We start from the raw sequence: 16,026 nt of genomic DNA, 5'->3' as shown, positions 1-16,026 counted from the left end.
CGGCATGATGGGGGAGTGCCCGAAGGAGACACCATCTACCACGCCGCCGCCCAGCTCGACCAGGCGCTCGCCGGTCACCTGCTGACGGTGACGGACTTCCGCGTCCCCGCCCACGCCACCGCCGACCTGACGGGCCGCCGGGTGCTGGGGACGGTGCCGCGCGGCAAGCACCTGCTGACCAGGTTCGAGGGCGGCGTGACGCTCCACACCCACCTGCGGATGGACGGCCGCTGGCAGACCTTCCGGCCCGGCGAACGCCCGCGCGGCGGCCCGGCGTTCCAGATCCGGGTGGTCCTCGGCACCGAGCACGGCACCGCCGTCGGCTACCGGCTGCCGGTGGTCCAACTGCTGCGCACCGAGGAGGAGCACCGGGTGGTCGGCCACCTCGGCCCCGACCTGCTCGGCCCGGACTGGGACGCCGCCGAAGCCCGCCGCCGCCTGCTCGCCGACCCGCGGCGTCCGGTCGGCGCGGCCCTGCTCGACCAGCGCAACCTGGCCGGCATCGGCAACGTGTACGCCAACGAGCTGGCCTTCCTGGCCGGTGTCACACCCTGGCTGCCGGTCGGCGAACTGCCCGACCCGGAGCGGCTGCTGCACCGCGCCCACCAGGTGCTGGACGCCAACAAGCTGCGGCCCGACCACGTCACCACCGGCGACACCCGGCCCGGTCACCAGCACTGGGTGTACGGCCGGGGCCGCCGGAACTGCGTGCGCTGCGGCACCCCGATCCGCATCGCCAAGCACGACCGGGACCGCGTCGCCTACTGGTGCCCGCGCTGCCAGCGCGGCCCCGCGCCGACCTCCTGACGCCCCGGCGGCCCCGAAGTCCCCGGTCAGCCCGGTTCCACCAGCGCCGGGTGCCGCAGGTCCTCGACCCGCACCGTCAGGTCGGCCAGCTCCTCCGGGACGGTCTCGGTGCGGTAGCGCTCGAACGCGGGCAGCGTCCAGCGCTCGGCCTCCGGGGTGCGGCGGGCCAGCGCGGCGGCGGACTGGGTCAGGTGCACGGTCAGCTCGAACGGCAGCCAGCGGCCGAGCAGGAACGGTCCGTCCAGCAGCAGCACGCCGCGCGGCGGGAGTTCCACGTACCCGGCCCGGGTGGCGCGGTCGCTGACCGGGTTCCAGTACGTGGGCAGGACGCGGCCGTCGCCGTCCGGTTCGAGCGGGTCGAGGACTTCGCGCAGCAGCGCGCCCTGGTCCAGCCAGAGGTCGTGGAAGGCGTCCGGGTCCTCCTTGCCGTACTCGAAGCGCACCGACGCCGGGCGCAGGAAGTCGCCCGCCGACACCCGCCGCACCGGCCGCCCGAGCAGGCGCAGCGGCTCCGCCAGCGCGTCCGCCAACTCGCCCGGCCGGGTCGCCGCCGCGCCGTCGACCGCGACCCGCAGCCGCCGGTCGTCGTCGGCCAGTTCGTGGATGCGCCCCGCGAGCAGCTCGGCCAGCCGCTCCGGGGAGATCGGGGTCACCCGCACCGGACGATCACTCCCTTCGGTCAACCGGACTATACGTCGCGGTGGCCGAGCGGCCGTCCACCCGCCGCTCCGCCGACGGGCGGCGCGTGGAACACTCCGGGCGTGGTGCTCCGCGCGGAGCACGACGGCTCGAACACGACAGTCGGAGCCACGACAGGCAGGGCACTCCGGACGGAGTGCGGAAGGCAGAAGCAGAAGCAGAAGGGGAGACACCATGACCGCCGCACCGCCGCTGACCCTCGACGAGGTCGACGCCCTGGCCGCCCGCGCGCACGCCGGCCAGTACGACCGGACCGGGGTCCCGTACGTGGAGCACGTGCGGGCGGTGGCCGCAGGCGTCGCCCCGTTCGGGACGGGGGTGCGGATGGCGGCGCTGCTGCACGACGTCCTGGAGGACACCCCGCTCACCGCCGGGGAGTTGCTCGCCGCGGGCGTCCCCGCCGCCGTGGTGGCGACCGTCCGGCGGGTGACCCGGACGGCCGGGACGGACTACCGGACGATGCTGCTGGACGTCGTCACCGACCACGCCGCCACCCTGGTCAAGATCGCCGACAACGCGCACAACTCCCGCGCCGACCGCGCCGCGCTGCTCCCGGCGGCGGACCGGGCCCGGCTGGCCGAGCGCTACAGGGACGCCCGCGCGGTGCTGTGGCCCGCCGTCGCGGAGGCCGACGTCCGGACGATCGTCGGAGCGGTCAACCCGGACCTGCTGGCCGAACTCGACTGAGGCCGCCTGCGGAGGCACGCTGGAAGGATCAGCGGGGGTGCCAGAGCGAGGAGCCCGGGATGTCCGAGATGAACGACAGGCTCGACCAGAAGGACCGGCGGGACGAGGAGGACGTCCGGGCCGCCGACCCGGAGGAGGGCATCACCTCCTACCAGACCATGCACGCGGGGGAGGAGTCCCGGGCCGAGGGCGACCCGACCGCGGACCCGTCCCAGCAGCAGGAGGAGCGGCGGTGAGCGGCCACATGGCGGCGTCCGGGCCGCACAGCACCGAGTGGTCGGTGCGGCTGCGGGTGGTCGAGGCCGGCGACCTCACCCAGGCGCACGCCGTCCTCGACACCGGCGTCAACCTGATCGAGGTCGAGGCCGAGGCGCACCGCAGCCGGACCGACCCCGCCGACCCGGAGATCGGCGACGAACTCGCCGTCGGACGGGCGCTGACCGCCCTCGGCCAGCAGCTGATCCACCACGGCTCCACCGCCGCCGAGGCCGCCGAGTCCGCCCGCCGCCGCGACGTGCCACCCTCGGGCGGCGCCTGGTGACGATCCGAACGTCGATGTGCGGAACATCGGTGTGCGAAGCGGTCGAATCGTGACCTTCCCCCGCCCCCGGACCGGAACTCCTCCGGCCGGGGGCGCGTCACTCCCGGTGGCCGCGCACCCGCGCCGGCCCGCAGGCGACGGACGGGACGCCCCCGCACAGCACGGGGGCGCCGGGGGTGGACAAGGTGAGCGACGATCAGCACCCGGAGGGCAGACCGGCCGACCGGCCCCCGCAGGACGCCCGCTGGGAACTCCCCGACTACGCGCACGGAGGTGAACTGGGCGCCGGCGCGTCCGGCCGCGTCGTCCTCGCCCGGCACCGGGCCACCGGCACCCCCGTCGCCGTCAAGTACCTGCTCGGCGACCACCCCGACCAGGCCGCGTTTCGGGTCGAGGCCGAACTGCTCGCCGCTCTCGACAGCCCGCACGTCACCCGCCTGTACGAGTACGTCGAGGGCCCGCGCGGCGCGGCCATCGTGATGGAGCTCGTCGAGGGCGTCTCGCTGCGCGACCTGCTGCGCGCCGAGGGCGGCACCGGACCGGAGGCCGCCCTCGTCGTCCTCAAGGGCTCCCTGCTCGGCCTGGCCGCCGCGCACCGGGCCGGAGTCGTGCACCGCGACTACAAGCCGGGCAACGTCCTGGTCACCGCGGACGGCGAGTCGAAACTCGTCGACTTCGGCATCGCCGTCCGCACGGGCTCCGGCGGCACCGTCGCCGGGACGCCCGCCTACATGGCCCCCGAGCAGTGGGCCGGCCGCCCCGCCTCCCCGGCCACCGACGTGTACGCCGCCACCGCGACCTTCTTCGAGTGCCTCACCGGTGCCAAGCCCTACGCGGGCACCACGCTGATGGAACTCGCCGTCCAGCACACCGAGGCCGAGATCCCCGACGTCCAGGCCCCCGAAGCGCTCCGCCCGCTCATCCGGGCCGGACTCGCCAAGACCCCGAACAGCGCCCCGCCGGCGCGGAGGCCCTGGTCGGCGAACTGGAGGCCGCCGCCGGGGCCGCCTACGGTGCGGACTGGGAGGACCGCGGACGCAAACGGCTGGCCGCGCTGGTCGCCCTGCTGCCGCTGCTGCTGCCCTCCGCCCTCGGCGAGGGCGCGCTGCCCGGCGCGACCTCGTACGCGACGACGGTGCTCGCCCCGCCGCCACCGGCCCCGCGCCCGCGCGTTCCGTTCCGGGGACGGCTGATCGCCGCCGTCGGCGCGATCGTCCTGGTCACGGGCGCGCTCGCGGCGGTCGCCTCCGCGGACGGGAGCGGCACCACCGCCGACCCGCGGCCGGTCGCCGCCCCGCTCGCCACCACCAGCGTCCGGCCCGCCGAGCCCCCGACGGCCGAGCCCCCGCCGACCCCCGACGACAGCCCGAGCCCCAGCGCCTCACCCACCCCGACCCCCACCGAGGAGACCGGCGCGAGTACGTCGCCGAGCCCGACGACGAAGCCCAGTACCTCCCCGAAGCCGAGCCCGAGCCCGACCGCGCCCGGTCCGACGCCCAGCGCGACGGCGAGCAGTGCGCCGCCGGTCACCGTGACGGTGCGGAGGCTCTCCGGCCGTGTGGAGGGACGACGCTGACGGCCGGGTTCCTGGTGTCGGTGGAACCGGCCGGGAGCACCGCGGGGAGAGTGACGCTGACCTGGTACGACGACGGAGTTCCTTCCGCAGCCGAGTCCGTCGACGTCCCGGCGAAGGGGACGGTGACCCGGCCGCACACCTTCGCCTGCAACCAGCGGGCCAAGAACGTGAGCGTGAGCGTCACCACCCCGGCGGGGACACCACCGCCTCGCCCTCGTACCTCATGATCTGCCCGCCGAGGTAGGAGGAGCACGACGATGACCGACAACGCCCCCGACCCCGATCCCCGCCCCGGCTTCCGGCTCGGGCCGGTCCGCAGGCGCAACGACCCGGACCGGACGGTCCAACTGCGATCCGCCGCCGCCCCGCAGGACGACCTGCGGACCGTCCAGCTCCGCCCGGCCGTCCCGCCACCGCCACCGCCGTCCGACGCCGAGCAGACCGTCCGGCTGGACGACGCGGCCCAGACCGTCCGGCTGGGTCCGGTGGCGCCGCCTCCCGTGGACCTCGCCGCGACCCTTCCCGAGCCCGGTGGGCCCGCGCCGGAGGGCGAGTTGCGGCGGTACGGCCCCGGGGTGCCGCCCGGGGCCGTCGCGGTCTGGCGCGGGGAGGCCGTGGCGGCGGCGCCGTCGCCACGGCGGTGGGACAGGTGGCTGCTGGTGCCGCTGGTGCTCCTGCTCGCGCTGCTCGGGTACCTGCTGTGGGAGCGGTACGGGCGCCCCGTCGAGGTGGTGGGCGTGACGGCGGGGACCGCGTCCGCCGGGCCCGGGTGCGACGGGACCGCCGTGGTCACCGGGACGCTGGAGACCGACGGCGGCGCGGGCCGGGTGACCTACCGGTGGCTGCGCAACGACGGCACCGTCTCCGGGCCGTTCGTCCAGCACGTGGCGGCCGGGCACCGGCACACCGACGTCACGCTGGAGTGGAGCTTCCGGGGACACGGCGAGTTCGCCGCCGACGCGCGGCTGGAGGTCCTGGAGGGGGCCAACGGCAGCGGGCACTACGCCGAGGCCGCGTTCGCCTACGCCTGCCCGTGACCCGACGGCCCGACAACCCAGGACCCGACGGTCCGTGCTCCGGACGCCGAGCGCCGGGCCGGGACGCACGGAACCCGGGCCGCGGCCGACGGCGGGTCGGCGGCGGCCCGGGCCGGGCCTCCGGTCAGGACCGTGGAGCGGTGGCACCTCCGCCCGTCTTCACGGCCTCGACCATGTGCTGGTGCACCTCGCGCGCCGTCGCCTCGTCCGCGGCGGCCACGGGCTGCCCTCCACGGTGAACCAGTCGAGCGCGCCGCTGTACTGCACGGTCAGCCGCGCCTCGCCCTCGATCCACATGGTGTGCACCGTCAGGTCCCCGGTGATGACGCCGATCTCGACGGTCCGCACGCCGCCGTGGCCGGACAGAATGCCCTGAGTGGTCCAGGTTGCCCAGGTGTTCACAAGCCAGCTCCCATCCGCCGCCCAACGGGACGCTCGGTCCCGACCCCACAGGTACCCGATCCGGGGCGGCCGCTTCCCACTGTCACCCGAAGGGCTGAAAACCGCCCCCCGGGCGGGTGCCCACCGCGCGGTCTAGCATCGAGCTATGGGAGAGCGAGAGGGTGCGCTCACCGCGCCGAGACTGATCCTCGAAACCGACGGCGACTCCACGGTCATCACGCGAGCCGCAGGTACGCACTCGGACGCGACCCCACCGGCGACATCGTGCTGACCGACCCGCGGGTCTCCTGGCACCACGCGCAACTGCACGCCGGTGACGGCCACTGGTTCGTCGACGACACCGGCTCCACCAACGGCACCTACGCCGCCGACGGCCACCGGGTCGTCCACCTGGAGATCGGGCCGGGCACCGTGTTGTGCCTGGGCAGCCCGGGCGACGGGCTGCGCTGCACGTTCAGCGCGCTGCCCGAACCGACCGCCGTGCACCCGCTGCCCGGCAGCCGCCCGTCCGCGCTGACCGCGATCACCGGCTCCCGCCGGCCGCCGTCCAGCGTCATGCCGCTGCCGACCAGGGTGGTGCGGATCGGCCGCGCCCCGACAACGACCTGGTGGTCGGCGACCTGTCGGTCTCCCGGCCCACGCCGAGCTGCGCGCCGCGCCCGGCGGCGGCTACCGGATCGCCGACCTGGACAGCCACAACGGGACCTACCTGAACGGCCGGCCCGTGCGCCAGGCCCCCGTCGGGCCCGGTGACCTGGTCGGAATCGGCCATTCGGTGTTCTGCCTGGTCGGGACGAACTGCAGGAGTTCGTCGACACCGGCGACATCGACCTCGATGTGGAGGACCTCACCGTCCAGGTCGCCGACGGCCGCACCCTGCTCGACGGGGTCACCTTCCCGGTCGGCCAGAAGTGCCTGCTCGCGGTGGCCGGGCCCAGCGGCGCCGGCAAGTCCACCCTGCTCAACGCGCTCACCGGGCTGCGCCCCGCCGACCGCGGCACCGTCCGCTACGACGGCCGCGACCTCTACCGCGACTACGCCGAACTGCGCCGCCGGATCGGCCTCGTCCCGCAGGACGACATCCTGCACACCCAGCTACCGGTCCGGAAGGCCCTGGCGTACGCCGCCGAACTGCGCTTCCCCGACGACACCGCGCCCGAGGAGCGGGCCGCCCGGGTCGACGAGGTGATCGACGAACTCGGCCTCGGCAGACGCGCCGACCAGGTCATCTCCAGCCTCTCCGGCGGCCAGCGCAAGCGGGTCAGCGTGGCCCTCGAACTGCTCACCAAACCGTCCCTGCTCTTCCTCGACGAGCCCACCAGCGGGCTCGACCCCGGCATGGACCGGTCCGTGATGCAGATGCTGCGCGGCCTCGCCGACGACGGGCGGACCGTCATCGTGGTCACCCACAGCGTGCTCAGCCTCGACCTGTGCGACCGGCTGCTGCTGCTCGCCCCCGGCGGGCGCACCGCCTGGTACGGGCCGCCCGGCGAGACGCTGGAGCACTTCGGGTTCGCGCACTGGCCGGACGCCTTCGAGGCGTTCGAGAACCAGACCGACCGCGACTGGGCCGGCGAGTTCCGCGCCTCCACCCCCTACCGCAGCTACGTCAGCGGCCCGGCCGGCGGCCCCGGCGACTGGCCCGGCGCGCTCGCCCCCGCCGAGCGGGAGCGGCCGGAGGCCGGGATCGTTCCCGCGCCAGCGCCCCGGCCGCGGCGCTGGCGCAAACAGGTCGGCACGCTCTGCCGCCGCTACGCCAGCGCGCTCTCCGCCGACCGGACCTTCCTCGCCGTGATGATCGCGCTGCCGTTCGTCATGGGCGCGATGGCGCACGCCCTGGCCGGCAGCCGGCTCGACCAGGACACCGCGCTGAACGCGCTGCTGATCCTGTGCGTCGGCGGGTGCTCACCGGCGCCGCCAACGCGGTGCGCGAACTGGTCAAGGAGCGGACGATCTACCAGCGCGAACGCGCCGTCGGCCTGTCCAGATCCGCCTACCTGTGCTCGAAGATCGTCGTGCTGGGCACCGTCACGGTCGTCCAGTCGGTGGTGCTGACCATGGTCGCGCTGATCGGCGTGAAGCTCAGACCGCAGGGCGGCAGCGGGGTGTTCCTCCCGCCGCTGCTGGAGATCACCCTCGCCGTGGCGCTGCTCTCGCTCACCGCGATGATGCTCGGCCTGCTGATCTCCGCGCTGGTCAAGAAGGAGGAGGTGACCATGCCGCTGCTGGTGCTGGTCGCCATCGTCCAGGTGGTGTTCTGCGGGGCGCTGCTGCAACTCGACCACATCCCGGTGCTCAACCAGCTGTCCTGGCTGGTCCCGTCCCGCTGGGCGCTCGGCGCGATGGCCGCCACCATCGACCTGCACGCCACCGTGCCCGGCGAGCTCACCGACGACCCGCTGTTCGCGCACCGGCCGGGCACCTGGCTGCTCGACCTGGGGATGCTGATCGTGCTGGCCGTCGCGTACGGACTGGTCGTCGCCCGACTGCTGCGCCGGCACGAACCCGCCGTGATGCGGCGGTAGCGCATGGGCCCGCCCGACGGATTCCGGCCCACCCACGTCGTCCCGGCCGACGGCCTGCCGACCTGGACCGCGCCCGACCCGGCCGCCGCCGGAGTGCCGCTCGACCCGCTGCTGCCGGTCGCGCTCGCCGAGGCCCACGGCAACTGGGCCCGGATCGTCTGCTCCAACGGCTGGTCCGCATGGGTCGACGGACGCCTTCTGGTCGCCCTCCCGCAGCGCCCCCCGTCGGCCGGCGGCCCGCTCGCCACCACCGAGGACCCGCGTCCGCTGCTCGCCGCGCTGGAACGCTCGCTGGCCACCTACCGGCGGCTGGTCGACGACTGGGCGGCCGGCCGGATCGACCTGGAGACCTTCCGCGACGGCACCCGCGAGCTGCGGCTCGGCGCGGTGCTGGACGGCTCCGACGCCTGGCTGCTCGACCTCGACCGGGGCCGCTGGTACTACTGCGACGCCGCCCAGCTCCAGGGCTACGCGGCGGCCGACCGCGCGCCCGACCGGGGCTGACCCGATGTCAGGGGAACGGTCCTCCGAACCCTCCGGGCGGCCTGCCGCGCAGGCCGGTCCGCCGGCCGCCGCCGCGGAGCCCGGCGAGTTGGACGGGCGCACGCTGGCCGGCTACCGGCTGGAGCACGTGCTGGGGCGGGGCGGCATGGCGGTGGTCTACCGCGCCGAGGACCTGCGGCTGGGCCGCACCGTCGCGGTCAAGCTGCTGGCCCCCGAGCTGGCCCGCAACGAGAACTTCCGGCAGCGCTTCGTCCGGGAGTCGCACGTCGCCGCCTCGCTCGACCATCCGAACATCGTCCCGGTGTACGACGCGGGCGAGGCCGAGGGCGTGCTCTACCTGGCCATGCGGTACGTGCGCGGCCGCGACCTGCGCGCGCTGCTCGACCGGCAGGGGCCGCTGACCGCCGCCCAGACCGTGCGGATCGCCGTCCAGGTGGCCAGCGCGCTGGACGCCGCGCACGCCCACGACCTGGTCCACCGGGACGTCAAACCGGGCAACGTGCTGATCGCCGAGGGCACCGACCCCGACCGCCCCGAGCACGCCTACCTGACCGACTTCGGCCTGACCAAGAAGTCGCTCTCGCTGACCGGCCTGACCAGCGTCGGCCAGTTCGTCGGCACCCTCGACTACGTGGCCCCCGAGCAGATCTCCGGCAAGCCCGTGGACGGGCGGTGCGACGTGTACAGCCTGGGCTGCGTGGTGTTCGAGATGCTCACCGGCGGCCCGCCCTACCGGCGCGACGACGACCTGGCACTGCTCTGGGCGCACCTCAACGACCCGCCGCCGGACGTCCGGGAGCGGCGCGCGGACCTGCCCGCCGAGGTGGGCGCGGTGCTGGAGCGGGCGATGGCGAAGCGGCCCGACGCGCGGTACGGGAGCTGCCTGGAATTCGTCGCGGCGCTGCGGGCGGCGACGGACCCGCGCAGCGCCCCGCGCCCCGCGTCCCGCGAGGCTCCCCGGGGTGCGCGCCCGGCTGCTCCGCGGGTCGTCCCGGAGGCTGTTCCGCCGGCCGTTCCCTCGGTCGTCCCGGGGGCGGACCGGCCGCCGCGGCCGCCGGCCTGGGCGCGGCCGGTGTTCGAACCCTGAAGGTTTCCGCTCGTTTCCGGGGCGTAACGATCAGTGGCATGCACCTTTCACAGTCGGGTGTTTGCTGGCAGTCTGCCCCTCGGCCAGGGCCCCCACAGACCCTGGCGACCGAGAGGAGCACCATGAGCAACAGACTCCGCGCCCTCGCCACCCGCGCCGTCGCCGTCCTGGGCACCACCGTGCTCGTCGCCGCCGGCACCGTGACCGCCACCGCGACCGTCGCGCAGGCCGCCGCCTGCACGCCGGCCCAGGTGGTCGTGAACGGCGGGTTCGAGTCCGGAAGTTCGCCCTGGACCTCGTCCAGCGGCGTGATCACCAGCGAGAGCGGGCAGAGCGCCCACGGCGGGACGTCCTTCGCCTGGCTGAACGGCTACGGCTCGGCGCACACCGAGACGCTCGCGCAGACCGTGACCCTCCCCGCGGGCTGCACCAGCGCCACCCTGAGCTTCTGGCTGCACGTCGACACCGCCGAGACCACCAAGACCACGGCGTACGACAAACTGACCGCGAAGCTCGGCAGCACCACCCTCGCCACTTACTCCAACCTGGACGCCGCCGCCGGCTACGTGAAGAAGACGCTCGACGTCTCCGCGTACGCCGGACAGACCGTCAGCCTCGCCTTCAGCGGCGTCGAGGACGCCAGCCTGCAGACCAGCTTCGTGCTCGACGACTTCGCGCTCGACGTCTCCGGCGGCACCACCACCCCGCCCACCACCGACGCCACCCGCACCCCGGCCCCCACCGGGTACACCGTCAGCCTGAGCAGCGACACCAGCGGCGCCACCTGGACCGGGCACCAAGGCATCGGCTTCACCAACCCCTCGGCGACCCCGCTGACCGAGGTCTACCTGCGGCTCTGGGACAACGCCCACGGCAGCTGCCCCAGCACGCCCGTCACCGTCAGCAACCTGACCGGCGGCACCGCCGGCGCGCTCAGCGTCAGCTGCACCGCGCTCAAGGTCACCCTGCCCGCGCCGCTCGCCCAGGGCCAGAGCGGCAGCCTCGGCTTCGACCTGTCCATCGCCGTCCCCTCCGGCGCCGACCGGTTCGGCCGCGACGGGGCCTTCGCCTTCATCGGCAACGCGCTGCCCGTCCTGGCGGTGCGCGACGCGGGCGGCTGGCACCTGGACCCCTACACCAACAACGGTGAGTCCTTCTACACCCTGGCCTCCGACTACACCGTCACCCTCGACCACCCCAGCAGCCTGCTCGTCCCCGCCACCGGCAGCTCCGTCGACACCCCCGGCAGCAGCGGACGGACCGTCACCACGGCCACCGCGAAGAACGTCCGCGAGTTCGCCTGGGCCGCCGGACCGTTCAGCAAAATATCCGGCAGCTCGGCGGCCGGCACCGCGGTCAACGTCTACTCGGTCAGCGGCATCAGCTCCAGCGACGCGCAGTCCATGCTGAGCACCGCCAAGTCCGCCGTCGACGCGCACGCCGGACGGTTCGGCGCCTACCCCTACGGCAAACTCGACGCGGTGATCGACAACAACTTCTGGTTCGGCGGCATGGAGTACCCCGGCTTCGTCCTCGACCTGGTCTCCACCACCGCGCTCACCCACGAGATCGGCCACCAGTGGTGGTACGGCATCGTCGGCGACGACGAGTACAACAACCCCTGGCTGGACGAGGCGTTCACCGACTACGCCACCGACCTCGCCCAGGGCAAGACCGGCACCAACTGCTGGAACAGCACCTCCTGGGCCTCCTCCGCCGAGAAGATCAGCAACTCGATGGCCTACTGGGACGCCCACTCCTCCCGCTACTCGACGGTCGTCTACGGCTACGGCAAGTGCGCCCTGCACGACCTGCGCCGCACCATCGGCGACACCGCGATGACCAAACTGCTGCACGACTACGCGGCGGCGCACTGGTACGGGATCTCCACCACCGCCGAGTTCAAGGCCGCCGCGCAGGCCGCGACCACGGTCGACCTGACGTCCTTCTGGACGCAGCACCGCATCGACGGCTGACGCTGCTGACGCGACTGACGCGACTGACGCGGCTGACCGCGCCCCGGGTTCCGGGCGCGAGCACAGGGGCGTCCAAGGCGTCAGGGTTCCGCCCGGCCCGCCGGCGCTTTCGCGGCGGCGCCGGGCGGGGCCCCGCCGCGAAAGCGCCGGCGGGCGACCAGCGCGCCCAGCAGACCGGACAGGGCGCCCCAGCCGGCGGCGATCGGGACGGCGGTCAGCAGGTCCGGCTCCAGCACCGTCCGCCCCTCGCCGCCCAGGCCCAGCAGCGACAGCCCGTACACCGCCGACACCCGGGACACCAGGCCCACCGCCAGCACCGCCAGCGCCAGCACCACGGCCGACTGCACCACCGACCGCCACACCGGCAGCGGCGGACGCGCCCGGACCGCCGCCACCACGCCCGCCGCCAGCACCAGCAGCGCCGCCAGCGGCAGCAGCAGCCACGCCCAGCCGTTCTGCTCGGCCAGCGCGCCCAGGTCCAGGGTCACGTCCCGCCCGGAGCGCAGCACCGCCGCCAGCGGATGCGGGAACGGCAGGCCCAGGCTGTTCGTGACGTGGCCGTGCCAGGACGCGCCGAGGCCCACCCCGAACCCCAGCCACGCCAGGTTCGGCAGCCCCAGGCAGACCACCGCCAGCGTCTGCCGCGGCTCACTGCCCGTCACCACCGCCACCAGGCCGCCCACCAGTCCCAGCAGCACGTACACCAGCAGCAGCACCAGCACCGCGTGCACCGTCGGCCGCAGCGTGCCGTGCCAGCGCACCCAGCCGGTCGGCAACGGCGCGCGCCGCGAGGCGGCCAGCGCCAGCAGCACCACCACCGCCAGCCACAGCAGGTCGAAGCCCACCGCCGGGCCCGGGTCCACCCGGAACCCCACCGTCGGCGCCGCACCGAACGCCCCGCCCAGCTCGTCGATCAGCGGATCGCCGGTCGACACCGTGAAGGAGTGCCGCGCCGCCGCGGACAGCAGCAGCACCGCCACCGCCCAGCCGGCCGCCAGCGCCAGCACCCGGGCCAGCAACAGCCGCCCGCCCACCACCGCGTGGCGGCGCATCGGCCGCAGGAACAGGTACGCCGCCACCAGCGCACCCACCAGCGTCACCGACAGCGGCATCGCGGTGATCCCGCCCTGCGCGGTCGCCACGAAGGCCGCGCCGCCGTCCAACTGCGCCGGTGCGCCCAGCGCCATCAGCAGCGTCGCGGCCAGCACCGGGCCGAAACCGCCGCCCGGCAGGTCGTCCGCGCCCGCCAGCCAGAGGCCGAGCGCGGCCACCGCCGCCATCGCCGCGAGCGCGCCGACCACCGTGACCAGCGCGGAGAGCGGCACGGACCACCAGGGCGCGGCGAACCGGTCGGACGGCGAGGAAGGCGGTGGTGGTGGGGGAGGTGGGGGCGGAGGCGGGGACGAGGGGGTGCGGGGGTCCGCGGGAGTGGCGGCACCAGTCACACGTCTCACCGGCCCTTCGAGCGAGCCCCCCGGGTACCGGCCCGGAGCGGCCGGTTCCTCCAGCTTCCGACAGGGCGCGGCGGGTGGCGAGTTGCCGCGTGCGGGGCGGTGCGGTGCGGGGCGCGGTCGGAGCCGGGGGAGCGGGGGCGGGGGAGCGGGCGGACAATGGTGGGTGCGCAGCTGGACTCGGGGGAGTCCGACCGGGAGGAAGTCCCGTGAGTGAGCAGCCGACACCCCGGCAGCCCGGGGAATCCGGGGAACCCGCAGGGCCGGACCACGAGAACGAAGGTGCCCAGGCCACGCCGCCGCACCGCCCCACCGAGGTGGTGGGCGGCGAGGTGGTGGGCGGGACGGCCGAGCCTGTCATGCCTGTCGTGCCGCCAGGTGTTTCCGGGGCCTCCGGGTCGGCGGGGCCTCCCACGGAGGTGGTCCGGCCGGGGACGGACGCCGGGGGTGCGGAGGGAGCGCCGACCGAACTGGTGGAGCGGACGGGCGGCGACGGCGCGGCAGCTGCGGAACCGCAGCCCACGGAGCTCGTGCGGCCGTCGGTCGGGGATGACGTCGGGAGCGCTGCCGGGGCGCGCTGGATGCTGCGTCGTCCTTTCCTTCCGGGAACGGGGGTGGGGTGGTCCGGTGGGCCCGCCGTCGGGGCCGCTGTCGGCGGGTGGGGCGCGGCCCTCGGCGGTGCGTCGGGTGCTTCGGCGGGCGGGGTGCCGCCGAGCGAGGGGATCGGGGCGTCGGAGGGCGGACCGCGAGCGCGGGGACGGCCGACGGCCGGGGGCGGTGCGGGTGGCGGCGGGAAGCCGTGGTGGCGGAAGGGGCCGGTGCTCGCGGGCGCGGTCCTCGTCGGGCTGGGCGTCGCGCTCGGCGTGGTCGCCACCGGCGGCTCGGGCGGGGGCGGCACGGCCCAGGCCGTCGAGATGCAACCGGTGGCCGCGGCCGGGCAGGAACCGTTCACCGACTCGGTCGCCAACGGCGGCGCGCCCGACTCGGCCTCGCCCAGCGGCTCCGCCCCGGCCGCGTCCGGCAGCCCGAGCGCGTCCGGCGGGTCGAGCGCGTCCGGCAGCCCGGCCGCCTCCGGCGGCGCCGTGGACGGCGGGCAGCCCGGCCTGTACGGCGGGACCAGGGAAGTGGCCAGCTGCGACGTGCCGAAACTCTCCGGGTACCTGGCCGCCAACACCGACAAGGCCCGGGCCTGGGCCGGGGTCGAGGGCATCGGCAGCTCGCAGATCGACGGCTATCTGAACGGCCTGACCCCCGTGGTGCTGCGCCAGGACACCCGGGTCACCAACCACGGCTACCAGAGCGGGCAGGCCACCCGTACCAGGCCGTCCTGCAGTCCGGACGGCCGTGCTGGTCGACAACCAGGGCGTGCCGCGGGTGCGTTGCGCCTGCGGCAACCCGCTGACGCCGCCGAACGGCAGCGGCGGCACGTACACCGGGACGGCCTGGTCCTCGTTCCACCCGGACGGGGTGGTGACCGTGCGGCCCGCCGCGGCGCCGGTGAACCGGATCGTGCTGGTGGACCAGGCGACGGGCCGCCAGTTCGACCGTCCCGTGGGCGGCACGGGCGGGACCGACGGGTCGGCCTCGCCCGGCGCCTCCGGTTCCGGCTCCTCCGGCGCGAGTTCCGGGACGGGGACGCCGTCCGGCGGCTCCTCGGCACCCTCGTCCGGCGCGTCCGGCGCGTCCGGCGCGTCGTCCGCGCCGTCCTCCGGCGGTTCGGGTTCGCCCGGACAGCCCGGCTCCTCCGGGCCGTCCGGTGCACCGGGTTCGCCGGGGTCACCGGGCTCGCCGAGCGGTGGCGCGTCCTCCGGACCGGCTTCCGGCGGAGCGTCCGGCGGGGCGTCGAAGCCGGCCGGCTCGGGCACGCCGTAACGGTGGTCTGCTGGTGGGTCGGGGCTCCTCCTTCCGGCTCCTGGCAGGTGCGTGGTGCGCGGTGCGTGGTGGGCAGTGGCGGTGGGCGTTCTGCGGTCAGCGGCGCAGGTAGCGGAGCAGCGTGACGCCGCTGCCGAAGGTGTGCGTCTCGGCGAGCACCAGGTCGGTGCGGGTGTCGGAGGGCGGGAACAGCGGGCGGCCGCGGCCCAGCACCACCGGGTGGACGTAGAGGCTGTACTCGTCGATCAGGTCCAACCGGCGGAGTTCGGCGGCGAGGACGGCGCCGCCGACGGCCAGGTCGGAGGCGGCGGAGGACTTCAGGGCGGTGACGGCCTCCGGATCGACGCTGCGGCGATCGTGGTGTTCCAGTCGGCGTGGTCGAGGGTGCGGGAGAAGACCGTCTTCGGCATCTCCCGCCAGATCCGGGCGAACTCGACCACCGGCGGGTGCTGGTCGGTCCTGGTCGGCGGTGGGCCAGTACTCCGCCATCAGCTGGTACGTGACGCGGCCGTCGAGGAAGCCGCTCATCGCCGCCAGCCGGCGGTTGAAGTGCTCGTGCAGCTCGTCGTCGACGAGCTGCCAGCCGAGATCGCCGTCGGGGCCGGAGAAGCAGCCGTCGACGGACACGGACATCATCAGCACGAGGTCGGACACCGGCACCTCCGGCACCTGCGGCGGTCAGGGGTGCGGGCCACGTTACCCGCGTCCGGCACCCGGACGGCGGGTTCCGGCGGCCCGGCGCGCCCGTGCGGCGGAAAACCAACCGGCGGTCGACGGCCGGGTCAACCGATCGGCTGATGAGGTGTCAACCGATCGGTGCGCCAAGGCCAGCCGATCGTTCGGTGGATCGGCTCGGGGGCCG

14 protein-coding genes and 3 pseudogenes are annotated in these 16,026 nt (G+C 75.1%); 13 read left to right on the top strand and 4 right to left on the bottom strand.

The window, feature by feature from the left end; all coding sequences use genetic code 11:
* The first annotated feature begins 15 nt into the window (after positions 1-15).
* Positions 16-807 carry a DNA-formamidopyrimidine glycosylase family protein gene (locus QMQ26_RS01555; RefSeq protein WP_282204460.1) on the top strand — a complete coding sequence of 264 codons (792 nt, stop codon included), beginning with the start codon at positions 16-18 and terminating at the stop codon, positions 805-807.
* A 26-nt stretch (positions 808-833) separates the two neighbouring features.
* Here QMQ26_RS01555 and QMQ26_RS01550 read toward each other — a convergent pair whose 3' ends face one another.
* Positions 834-1,466 (bottom strand): nucleoside/nucleotide kinase family protein, encoded by a 633-nt coding sequence (locus QMQ26_RS01550; RefSeq protein WP_282204459.1) that lies wholly within the window; start codon positions 1,464-1,466, stop codon positions 834-836.
* A gap of 214 nt (positions 1,467-1,680) precedes the next feature.
* Here QMQ26_RS01550 and QMQ26_RS01545 point away from each other — a divergent pair, with 214 nt between their 5' ends.
* The 6 genes from QMQ26_RS01545 (at position 1,681) to QMQ26_RS01520 (ending at position 5,347) form a co-directional block, all read left to right on the top strand.
* Positions 1,681-2,193 (top strand): HD domain-containing protein, encoded by a 513-nt coding sequence (locus QMQ26_RS01545; protein ID WP_282204458.1) that lies wholly within the window; start codon positions 1,681-1,683, stop codon positions 2,191-2,193.
* Positions 2,194-2,252: 59 nt separating this feature from the next.
* Positions 2,253-2,429, top strand: coding sequence for a hypothetical protein (locus QMQ26_RS01540; RefSeq protein ID WP_159072935.1), 177 nt, complete (start codon positions 2,253-2,255; stop codon positions 2,427-2,429).
* Positions 2,426-2,734 carry a dsRBD fold-containing protein gene (locus tag QMQ26_RS01535; RefSeq protein WP_282204457.1) on the top strand — a complete coding sequence of 103 codons (309 nt, stop codon included), beginning with the start codon at positions 2,426-2,428 and terminating at the stop codon, positions 2,732-2,734. The genes QMQ26_RS01540 and QMQ26_RS01535 overlap by 4 nt, the downstream gene beginning before the upstream one ends.
* 185 nt (positions 2,735-2,919) lie before the next feature.
* Positions 2,920-3,927 carry a serine/threonine-protein kinase gene (locus tag QMQ26_RS01530; RefSeq protein ID WP_282204456.1) on the top strand — a complete coding sequence of 336 codons (1,008 nt, stop codon included), beginning with the start codon at positions 2,920-2,922 and terminating at the stop codon, positions 3,925-3,927.
* Positions 3,870-4,310, top strand: coding sequence for a hypothetical protein (locus tag QMQ26_RS01525; protein WP_282204455.1), 441 nt, complete (start codon positions 3,870-3,872; stop codon positions 4,308-4,310). The genes QMQ26_RS01530 and QMQ26_RS01525 overlap by 58 nt, the downstream gene beginning before the upstream one ends.
* A gap of 257 nt (positions 4,311-4,567) precedes the next feature.
* Complete coding sequence (locus tag QMQ26_RS01520) at positions 4,568-5,347, top strand: hypothetical protein (protein ID WP_282204454.1); 780 nt, start codon at positions 4,568-4,570, stop codon at positions 5,345-5,347.
* Between the two features lie 124 nt (positions 5,348-5,471).
* Here QMQ26_RS01520 and QMQ26_RS01515 read toward each other — a convergent pair.
* Positions 5,472-5,749: pseudogene (locus QMQ26_RS01515) on the bottom strand (hypothetical protein).
* A gap of 145 nt (positions 5,750-5,894) precedes the next feature.
* Here QMQ26_RS01515 and QMQ26_RS01510 point away from each other — a divergent pair.
* From QMQ26_RS01510 to QMQ26_RS01495, 4 genes and pseudogenes are all read left to right on the top strand, one after another.
* A pseudogene (locus QMQ26_RS01510) lies at positions 5,895-8,274 on the top strand (FHA domain-containing protein).
* A gap of 3 nt (positions 8,275-8,277) precedes the next feature.
* Positions 8,278-8,778: a hypothetical protein gene (locus tag QMQ26_RS01505; protein ID WP_100834610.1), complete on the top strand. Its 501-nt coding sequence runs from the start codon at positions 8,278-8,280 to the stop codon at positions 8,776-8,778.
* Between the two features lie 4 nt (positions 8,779-8,782).
* The gene (locus tag QMQ26_RS01500) at positions 8,783-9,865 is read left to right on the top strand and encodes a serine/threonine-protein kinase (RefSeq protein ID WP_282204453.1); all 1,083 of its coding nucleotides are present in this window, start codon (positions 8,783-8,785) and stop codon (positions 9,863-9,865) included.
* A 122-nt stretch (positions 9,866-9,987) separates the two neighbouring features.
* Complete coding sequence (locus QMQ26_RS01495) at positions 9,988-11,841, top strand: M1 family aminopeptidase (protein WP_282204452.1); 1,854 nt, start codon at positions 9,988-9,990, stop codon at positions 11,839-11,841.
* A gap of 80 nt (positions 11,842-11,921) precedes the next feature.
* Here the strand turns inward: QMQ26_RS01495 and QMQ26_RS01490 are convergent, their stop codons facing one another.
* Positions 11,922-13,166: a streptophobe family protein gene (locus QMQ26_RS01490; RefSeq protein WP_282204451.1), complete on the bottom strand. Its 1,245-nt coding sequence runs from the start codon at positions 13,164-13,166 to the stop codon at positions 11,922-11,924.
* 485 nt (positions 13,167-13,651) lie between these two features.
* On the opposite strand from QMQ26_RS01490, the pseudogene QMQ26_RS37840 reads away from it, so the two are divergent.
* Both QMQ26_RS37840 and QMQ26_RS37835 read left to right on the top strand, forming a co-directional pair.
* Positions 13,652-14,548 (top strand): annotated as a pseudogene (locus QMQ26_RS37840) (DUF6777 domain-containing protein); the annotation flags it as partial.
* A gap of 88 nt (positions 14,549-14,636) precedes the next feature.
* On the top strand, positions 14,637-15,164 hold the full coding sequence (locus tag QMQ26_RS37835; protein ID WP_404814035.1) for a DUF6777 domain-containing protein: 528 nt from the start codon (positions 14,637-14,639) through the stop codon (positions 15,162-15,164).
* Positions 15,165-15,260: 96 nt separating this feature from the next.
* On the opposite strand, the gene QMQ26_RS01480 is transcribed toward QMQ26_RS37835, so the two are convergent.
* Positions 15,261-15,818, bottom strand: coding sequence for a dihydrofolate reductase family protein (locus QMQ26_RS01480; protein WP_318552173.1), 558 nt, complete (start codon positions 15,816-15,818; stop codon positions 15,261-15,263).
* Positions 15,819-16,026 lie beyond the last annotated feature (208 nt).

Source organism: Kitasatospora fiedleri, from assembly GCF_948472415.1.
GTDB classification, from domain to species: Bacteria; Actinomycetota; Actinomycetes; order Streptomycetales; family Streptomycetaceae; genus Kitasatospora; species Kitasatospora fiedleri.
Note: the sequence above shows the minus strand (reverse complement) of the source record. Positions and strands in the feature narration are given on the sequence as shown.